The sequence below is a fragment of the Prevotella conceptionensis 9403948 genome (genome assembly GCF_000312305.1).
Lineage (GTDB): Bacteria > Bacteroidota > Bacteroidia > Bacteroidales > Bacteroidaceae > Prevotella > Prevotella conceptionensis.
On the sequence record NZ_HE999443.1, the window covers coordinates 168,259 to 177,078 of the forward strand.

General features: G+C 50.6%; 7 protein-coding genes. 2 read left to right on the plus strand and 5 right to left on the minus strand.

Annotation, left to right across the window (positions count from 1 at the left end; genetic code table 11):
- Positions 1–93 precede the first annotated feature (93 nt).
- The 5 genes from BN93_RS18235 to BN93_RS00560 all read right to left on the minus strand — a co-directional run bounded on the left by BN93_RS18235 (position 94) and on the right by BN93_RS00560 (position 7,396).
- Positions 94–912: a DUF6850 family outer membrane beta-barrel protein gene (locus tag BN93_RS18235; RefSeq protein ID WP_232211049.1), complete on the minus strand. Its 819-nt coding sequence runs from the start codon at positions 910–912 to the stop codon at positions 94–96.
- Positions 913–931: 19 nt separating this feature from the next.
- The gene (locus BN93_RS18240) at positions 932–1,696 is read right to left on the minus strand and encodes a DUF6850 family outer membrane beta-barrel protein (protein WP_232211050.1); all 765 of its coding nucleotides are present in this window, start codon (positions 1,694–1,696) and stop codon (positions 932–934) included.
- A gap of 307 nt (positions 1,697–2,003) precedes the next feature.
- Positions 2,004–3,341 carry a DUF4876 domain-containing protein gene (locus BN93_RS00550; protein WP_019186405.1) on the minus strand — a complete coding sequence of 446 codons (1,338 nt, stop codon included), beginning with the start codon at positions 3,339–3,341 and terminating at the stop codon, positions 2,004–2,006.
- A gap of 213 nt (positions 3,342–3,554) precedes the next feature.
- Complete coding sequence (locus tag BN93_RS00555; protein WP_044259306.1) at positions 3,555–6,527, minus strand: carboxypeptidase-like regulatory domain-containing protein; 2,973 nt, start codon at positions 6,525–6,527, stop codon at positions 3,555–3,557.
- 224 nt (positions 6,528–6,751) lie between these two features.
- Entirely contained in the window at positions 6,752–7,396 is a 645-nt protein-coding gene (locus tag BN93_RS00560; protein WP_019186407.1) for a DUF4294 domain-containing protein, read from the minus strand.
- Between the two features lie 122 nt (positions 7,397–7,518).
- Between BN93_RS00560 and BN93_RS00565 the strand changes: the two genes are divergently transcribed.
- Positions 7,519–8,664, plus strand: a complete 1,146-nt coding sequence (locus tag BN93_RS00565) for a glycosyltransferase family 4 protein (RefSeq protein WP_019186408.1) — start codon at positions 7,519–7,521, stop codon at positions 8,662–8,664.
- 45 nt (positions 8,665–8,709) lie between these two features.
- Positions 8,710–8,820, plus strand: a 111-nt coding sequence (locus tag BN93_RS19030; RefSeq protein ID WP_157462602.1) for an FAD-dependent oxidoreductase, incomplete at its 3' end; no start/stop codon positions are given.

Sequence of the window (8,820 nt, forward strand, 5' to 3'; positions counted from 1 at the left end):
CTTACTTGCCTTAGAAATCTTGTCTGCATATTGGATAATGTTTTGCTGTTTTAAACATACGCCGATGTATGAAGGCATTTTTTAGAACCTGCCTTAAAACGTGCAGCCTATGGCCAAAGTGGCCTCGGTGCGGTGTTGGTTGTCAATCCAAGGCGAAGGTTTGGCGGTTCGGTGCCACGTGGTTTGGGCGCGAACGTAGAGGGGAAAGGGCAAATGGCGTAGGCCAAAGGCGTATTTGGCGGCCAGATGCAAGCCCCATTGCGGTGCGGTTAGCAGATGATGATGGCGGTAGAGATAGGCTTGCATCAGCGTTGGGGGCTTTTGTTTGTCGCTAGGCGTTGCCAATGTGGCTGTTTGGCCTGGCTCGCCGCTGCCCCATTGGTGAGAAAGTCCACCTGTAAGGGATAGCATGGCGCGGCGACTAAGGGAGATATTGCGCGTGACGAGCAGCGAAAGCAGGTTGGTATGCAGCTGTTGTCGCTGAACGTAGGGGTAGAGATAGGCCGAGATTTGGCGACTGTCGGCTTGCAAGGCGGCCGAGATGGTCCAATGCGCGATGCCGCCAAACAGCCTTAACCATGCTGTATAGGCCAGTTTCAGGCTGCTCCAACGTTTGTTGGATGTTTTTATGGGGTCGAAGTATTCGTAAAACGAACTGCCTGTTGCTGTTTGGTTCTCGCGATAAGTGGTTTTGTGGTTGGTGAGCTGTTCGTTGGTGTACGACAGCGACAGCTGTTGTTGACTATACGTGCGGTATTTATTCAGCACCAATTGCAGCGCATAGTTGTCGCCCTGATGTTTGAAATGCACGATAGAATAAGGCGAGTTGCGGCCGTAAAATCCGTTTCGGTGCACCATCTGCGCACCAAGAAAGAGCGAGAACCCACGCCCCAAATTGCTTTCTGCCTGCAAGGCAAGCCCGTTTTGTTCGTCAAGTAGGGGCTGTTACACGCGAGTCGTCGGTGTAGCCTTTGTTGCCAAACTGCTCCACTTCGCCCGTAAATGCGCCATAGTCTACAAGCGTTTTATACACCTTTTCGGTTTTTCCGTAGGTTACAAAGCGCAGACTTTCGGTGCTTCGGCCGTAAATATAGTTGGCACCCAGCATCCATTTTTTACCTATTGGGGCTGCAATGCCCAGCGAAAGATTGAGTTGCATCAGGCTGTTTCGGTGGCGAAGATCTTTGTATTTGGCGTAGCTGGCGGCGGTATAATCTACCTTTGCGCCCACGGCTAAGCCTCGCCAGAGGTCTATACCTACGGCTCCTACGAGGTTATAGGTGTCGCGATGCTTGTTGCCGGGATTGGTTAGCGAGTCTTCGGATAGGTCGAAGGGTTTGCGTTCGGGGTTGATGAACACCGAACCCAACATGTTTTTGCCCGCGAAGTTGTCGTAATCCATCCGTCCGCAAGCCACGGTGCGTGGGTTAATACGGAAAAACGACTCGACCATCGCACCTGCTTGCACCACGTTGGAGGACTGGGAGTAGTCCACGAGGTCGCCTTTGGCCATGCTGCCCCTTACTTCGGCCATCGAGATGTTGCGCTGATTGTAGCTTGTTAGTGCAGCTGCGTTGGGCGAAGTGAGCCACGGCTTGGCCTGTTTCACGTAGTTGAAGTCGCGAAAGTGAGGAGTGGTGTCGGCTGGGAGAGCTGTCGACGTGAAGGGCAGGGCGAGTAAAAGGAGTGATAACACAGGGCAAATGGAGGGGTTAATGGGTTTAAAGAGGTAAGGATTAAAGGGGGATAGGGGCTGGGGTTCTAATAATTTTAGGCATCCCAGTTATTCATATTATCCTAGGGATTCTAGATATTCTAATCATACTAGGGCTTCTTGTTATTCAAGTTGCCCTAGGAATTCTAGGCATTCTGGTTGTTCCAGAACGCCTAGCTTTCCTAGAAAACAGCCCCCAAAGCCCTTTTTTGTTAAGCCAAGCCACGCACGTGGCAGAGCGTTTTCATCTTGTTAATTTGTTAACTCGTTAATTTTCCAACTTGCCAATTTACTTTCCTTTAATGGAGAAAGCCTTCCTTTCGTGGAAGTCGTTGGTAGAGTTATTGGTGTCCATATATATAATATGTGCGCCATTCTTTATCGAAGCCTCGGCATCGATGCCGCTTGGGTCGCCCGTAGACACGCCCATCGTGTAGCCATACACCAGCTTTCCCTTGTTTTCGGGCAGCTTTTCTGTCTCTTCTTTGTCCACGTTGCGGTAGAGCGTGTGGCCCAATTGGTAGGTAAGGAGTACGTTTCCGCCGTCTATTTCGGCAGGTAGGCGCTTGGCGTTCGCGGTCATGTATGCAGAACTAAAAACTTCGATGCCATCGATAACCCATTCGTTAGGTATCTTTAAGTTGGCGGTCACCGGATTATGTGCAGCCCCTGGGGCATAGATAATGTTCGAAACGTTGGTGGCATAGTTGCGTGGCGTAACGCCTTTGGTCTGGAAAATGAACATGGCAGGTGACGTTACGCTAAGTGTCCAGCCATTACCTTGTCCGTATTCGACGGCTTTTAGATAATGAGAAGTGGGGATAAGCTCTGATGGAGAGGGATAATAGCGCTCATTGTCGTATCCCGATTCGGGGTCGTACATGGCATAATAGTCCTTGTTTGCATAGTTAACCGACTTAGAATAAGTCTTGGTATTGTCGATAGCACCATTAACATTCACCACAATTTGCGAGTAAGGCTGCATCACGAGCGGTCCTTGGAAATACCAAATACCATGAATACCAGGGATGTAACCTTGTCCGTCATATACCAACTTGCCGTTTTTTAGCCATTTGCTTGGTGCTTGCGAGTTGTAGGGATCTACAATGCCAACGGCCAAATTATTGATTACAGCCACCTCGCCACCATTGTTATAGAGAATAAACCCCTTGTCCATCTGGAAAAATCTACCACCATTATCAGGCTGGCAACCACCATTGTAAAGTTCTTTAATGATAATCTGGGCAGCTTTTGAGAGTTTCATTTCAAGCTTTATTTCCGTAGCGGGTGGCGATACAACTACCTTACTTTTATTGCCATTAAGGTTGAGTTTCCATATACCATCGCTGCGTGTTGCGTTACTCCGAACATCGTATATGCCTGCTGGCACAGTGAATTCGGCCACTCCCTTTGCGTTGGTTGTGGCTACGAACACCGATGCGCGTGCGTCAACAAGTTCAACTTTCGCGCCTTCGTAGGGCTGAATGCTGTTTTCGGGATACTGCAAAGTTACGTTAACCTTACAGGTTTGCACCGTGTCTACCTTGTCGTCGCTGCTGCACGACAAAACCAGCAGCGCAAAAAACGCTGCTAAGAACGAATTGATAAGAATTGTTTTGCGATACATAATTGCTTATTTATTAGTTAATGAGTTTTTTAGTTTATGAGCTTGTGAGCTTGTGAGTTTGTGAGTTGATGAGTTTGTGAGTTGATGAGTTTGTGAGCTTATGAGTCTGTGAGTTTATGAGTTTGTGAGAACGTTTGCCACGCTGCAACAACACATTTGGCTTAACTCCTTAACTCCATAACTACTTACTACTTTACTCCTCAACTCCGCACATCATATCTTCACTTTCAGCCCCAACCCATAGTAAAAGGCGGGCACATACGAGCTGCCATAGAGCGAAGTTTCTTGCCCTGTGCGCGTGGAACGCACTCGACTCATGGTGTTCCAGAAGTTATTGGCATAGAACATCACTTGTACGCGGTCGCCAATCTCCTTCGTTACGCTGAAATTGGCCGAGTAATAGGCCGACAAACGTTCGGGATTCATCACGAAGGCATAGTTGGTTCGTTGCACCAGCTTAGCCAAATCGTTGAACAAAGCGGGGTCGTTGTCTTTGGCCCAAGCAAACTTTTCGGCGAAAGGGATAAGCTTATCGGGTTCTTCCCACGTGCTGTAATACTCGGGATAAACCACCATGTGCTTGTCGCGAACATCCCGCGTGTAGGGCTTTCCAAAGAAATCGTCGCCCTTCTCCAAAGCATATCCGCGCGTTCCGTTTGGCAATTCGCTTAGCGGACGGTTGTATTGATAGAGCGAACACTCAACGCGTAGCGACATGATGATGCGTATGCGCGGCACGTGGGTTGTGAGGGTAATGTTGAGATTGGACTCGTGCGTGAGCGAACCGTTGCTTACCGAGGGCGACGCCGTATTGTCGGTAGAGGTTGTTCCGCTGCCGCGATAATGGCCAATATAGGTGTAAGGCTTGCCTTGTGCATTGAGCGTGCCAGCCTCCGAAGGCAATGCTGCGAAGAGCAAATCGTCTAATCCCTTGTAGTAATAGTAGTTTCCGTCTAGCCTAAGCGAAGTGCGTAGCGCCTTGATTGGTGCGAAATCCACAATCCATTCTATACCGAAACGTTCGGTGGGCGACCCATTTACGTATTTGCGGTTGCTCAGATAGCCTTCCCTTTCCTTGTAAGGCAGCTGTATGGGGGCGTTGGCACCCGTGATGTCCCTCACGGTTACGATGCCTGTTTGTTGGTCGATGTGGTATTCGCGGTTGGCCGATGGGATGGGGCAATGCTCTAATGCAGCTTGCGAAGTGTACTTATAGGTGTAGGGTTTGTACACCACTACGGCCGTATATGGGTTAAACGTTTTGTGATAAAAGGCCGAAACGTTAACGCGTGTGTGGCCAATGTTGGCCTGTAAGCCAAGGTCTAGCTGGTTGGTGTACTGCCATTGCAGTTGCGGATTGTACTCCGCCTGCGACGGAAAGGTGTGATAGGCATAGTAAGCTTTGTTGTCGGCCGTGCTACCAGGCGTAAATGCCAGTCGGTCTATATAGCTGGTGCGGGGGTAAAGCACTTGAAACGAGGGCAGTTTAACCGATTTTCCCCAGCCCACATGTGCCGAAAGACTTCGCACCAAGGCATCCCTGCCATGCCAAAACACGTAACGAAGGTTGGCGCGTGGCGAGAGGGTTGAGGCCGTTCCGTAGGCCGAACCAGCGATATGACTGATGTCGTTACGAACGCCCACGGTCAGTTCCATGTTCGAAAGCTTGCCCGTTGGCATGTTCAGACGTTCTTCGGCATATATGGCAAGGTTGTTCAGCGTGGGCAATTCGTGGTAACGGTAGGGGCGCCATGTGGGTGTTAGGCGCGCCTCCTCGTAGTAAGTGCCGCGGCCGAGGTTGCGACTGCCGGTGTAATCTGCCCCAACCGACACCTTATTATATATGCGCGCGAACCGCTTTGTCCAATCGGCCTTCAACTTAAATGCGTAACTTAGGGGTCGACTATCGTTGAAACTGCGCACATACCAATAGCCCGTAGGCCCCAGAATGATGTCTGCCGAGGGGTGTTTGTCATAGTCGTAGGCCACGAAATAGCCTTCTTTCATGGTGTGGATGTAGGGAAGTGTAGTGGCTGAACTTGTGTGGCTGTAATTCTCGTATAGCTGATCGGCATACGAAAGCGACGATTTCAGTACCACGCTGGTGAGCCATTTGCGGTTGAGCAGCCACTCGGCCGAGAGGTTTGCGGTAAATCTGTTGTCGCGTTCTTTCTTATAACTGTCTAGTTCGCCATCGGGATCGGCCTTCGAATTATATCCGCCCACGTTGCCCGTAACACCAAGTTTCAGCGTTAGGGGCATGCTTTGGCGCATCAACACGTTCATATACTGGGCTGAAAGCACGTTGCGTTGGTAGGCGGTGAAGGGCGAAGTGATGTCGCCGAACGTGCGTGCGTGTTCCATTGAGAAGTTAAACAGTCCCATTTTGCCGCCAAGGTCAACGCCTTTGCTTAGTGCCAGCTGGCGTGTATTTTGGTTTAGCTTGGCTTCTACGATGAAGGGCGACTTTCCGCTACGCGTGTTCACCTTCACAATGCCGTTGCTTAGGTCGCCATATTCAACCGACGGCACCCCCGTAACCACCTCAACGCTCTCGATATTGGCCGTGCTAAGGGTGCGCGTACCTGCTCCGAGTGTTTCGCCGGGCGTGGCGTTGTTGTCCAGTCGCACGCCATCTACCTCGATGGCCGTACCAAACGAGGCGTTACCCATCTCTCCGCTACTGCTGCGAAGGGCAATGCGGGTGTTGCGCAGCAACGAACTATTCCATGTTTTGCCGCCAGGAAGAAGGCTCATGATGTCGCCAAGGTTCAAGGCTTGTCGGTTGTCAAGTGCCAAGCGGTCGATGGTGTAGCTTGTTGTTGTGGCATCGCCCTTGCGTTTGGCCACCACTTCCACCTCGTTCAGTTTCAGGTTGTCGTCGTTTAGGCCGATGTCTACATGTGGCATGCCTGCCCTTACGTTCACCTTCGTGGTAAACGTGGCAAAGCCTAGGCAACGCACGGTGAACGTTACGTTGCCCATAGGCACGTTTTTAATGGCGAAACGCCCCTTATTGTCGGTGATAGCCCACAGCTCGCACTCTTTTAGCGTAACGGTGGCATACTCTATTGGCCGCCCATCGCCTTTGCTTTTGATGGTGCCGTTCAGCAAAACGCCCTGCGCTTTGAGCGTTGTGGCCGCACCCACGACAAACAAGAGCATTGCAAAACATATTTTGAACATTCGCATTTAAAGGTTAGTTAATGCCGATGTACAGCAATGCTTTGCAAAGATAGGTATTATTTGTAAGGAAAACAATACCTAAAAAAGGGGATAAAGGGGTTGGACTTGTCGGACCAGTCGGACCTGTCTGATTAGTCGGACTTGTCAGATCTGTCGGACCAGTCGGACTTGTCTGACCAGTCAGACCAGCCTGATTAGTCTGATTAACCAAACACTCCCAGCTCCTACAACTGCCCTGCCTCCACTTGCAACACCACCCTTTCGGTTAGTCTATCCACGCCATTAGGCTGATATTCCTTTTTAAGACTGGCCCCGAAAAACCAGGCGAAGGCCTGATAAAAGCCTGCGCGGATGGGTCCAAGAAAGGCTTGGATGAGCTGATACGAAGACGAACTGGTTTCACGATACACCAATTTGATGAGCAACTTGCCCTGCGCGTATGTTAGTTTCTTCATTCGTGGCGTGTATTCGCGTTTGATGTCGGCCTCAACACGTTTCATGTGCTCGTCGCGCGATTTCTTATCGGGCAGCGTTTGCAAGTATTCGTAGGTCTCGATAATAATCTTGTTCACCTCTTTGGCAATGGGCAGCACCTTTTTTACGTTATACACAAGGCGGTTGTACTCCATTCGTTGGCGTTCGTTTTCAAACGTCAGCTGCGGATAAACATATATCTTGTTCAGTTCAACATATTGTATGCTGTCGCCCTTATCCAGCACCCTACCCACCTTTACCATCGGCACAAAGGTGGGATTATCCATGTCTACCTCCTTCTCTTCGGGGTTTACACGGAGCTGACCGTCCTTTTGCGCCCACGAGTTGGCGACACAGAACAACACAAAGAGCATGGCCATACAAAAGCGTTTCATTTCTTTTACGATTTATGTGCAAGTACAAAAATAAGTATTTTCTGCTTAAATATATGCCAACTACACATCTTATTTTCAGATTTTGCCTTGATTTACGCATTTTTTGTGTAAGTTTGTGCCTGATGAACGAAGACAAGAACATTATCGTGGGCTTTGATGCCAAACGCGTAGTGCGGAACGGAACGGGCTTGGGAGCATACGGAAGAAACCTAGTTAACGACCTTGCTGCCCTCTATCCCAACGCACAACTGCTGCTTTATGCACCCGATGCGGGCCGAGAAGACTTGGCCCGACAGGTGAAAAGTGCGCCGAACCTGCGCATGGTGTACCCCAAGAACGCGAAAAACGCGCTGAAAAAGGCAGCGTGGAGAAGTGGCGGTGTGGTGAAAGACCTGCTGCGCGGTGGCGTACAGGTGTTTCATGGCCTCTCGGGCGAACTGCCCAAGGGCGTTAAACACGCAGGCATCGATGCCGTTGTCACCATTCACGACCTTATTTTTATGCGCCATCCCGAGTTCTATCATTGGTGGGACGCGCTGATTTACCGTTGGAAGTTCCACAAAACGCTGAAAGAGGCCAACCGCATTATCGCCATTAGCGAATGCACCAAGCGCGACATCATGAAGTATGGCCACTATCCCGAAGAGCGCATCAGCGTGATATATCAAAGCTGCGACACGCGTTTTCGCGAGCGAGCAACGCCCGAAAAGCTGAACGAAGTGCGCCAACGCTATGCACTGCCATCGCGTTTTGTGCTGAATGTGGGCACCATCGAGGCGCGAAAAAACGTGCTGCTTGCGGTCAAGGCCATGAAGAACGTGGACAGGGAAGTGCATTTGGTGGTGCTGGGTCGTCCCACGCCTTATATCAATAAGGTGAAATCGTGGGCGGCGCACAATGGTTTGTCGGCGCGCGTGCATTTCTTGCACAATGTGCCCAACAACGACTTGCCGGCCATTTACCAGCAGGCCGAAGTGTTTGCCTATCCTTCGCGCTACGAAGGCTTTGGCATTCCCATCATCGAGGCCATACAAAGCGCACTGCCCGTTGTGGCGTGTACGGGGTCGTGCCTTGAAGAGGCGGGCGGCCCACATAGCCTATATGTGGCCCCATACGACCATAAGGGCATGGCGCAAGCCATCAATGCCAGACTGAAAGGGCAAGCAGGGCGCGACGAATCTATCAGTCGGAGCATGGAATACGTGCAAAGATTTGAGAACAAGAACGTGGCGCAGCAGGTGGCGCAGTGCCTTTTTGAGAATAAGTAAGCCTAGAAAGCCTGGCATCGCAAGATGCCCAACCACCAACAATAAATGAAAAAGTGCATCATCATTGGTAGCGGACTTGGCGGCCTTTCGTGCGGACACATCCTCGCACGAAACGGCTATGAGGTTACCGTACTCGAACAAGAAACGCAAGCAGGC

What these genes read in the sequence shown, in the direction of transcription:
- BN93_RS00550 (WP_019186405.1), bottom strand. Translation starts at nt 3,341, where the DNA reads ATGTATCGCAAAACAATTCTTATCAATTCGTTCTTAGCAGCGTTTTTT.
- BN93_RS00555 (WP_044259306.1), bottom strand. Translation starts at nt 6,527, where the DNA reads ATGTTCAAAATATGTTTTGCAATGCTCTTGTTTGTCGTGGGTGCGGCC.
- BN93_RS00560 (WP_019186407.1), bottom strand. Translation starts at nt 7,396, where the DNA reads ATGAAACGCTTTTGTATGGCCATGCTCTTTGTGTTGTTCTGTGTCGCC.
- BN93_RS00565 (WP_019186408.1), top strand. Translation starts at nt 7,519, where the DNA reads ATGAACGAAGACAAGAACATTATCGTGGGCTTTGATGCCAAACGCGTA.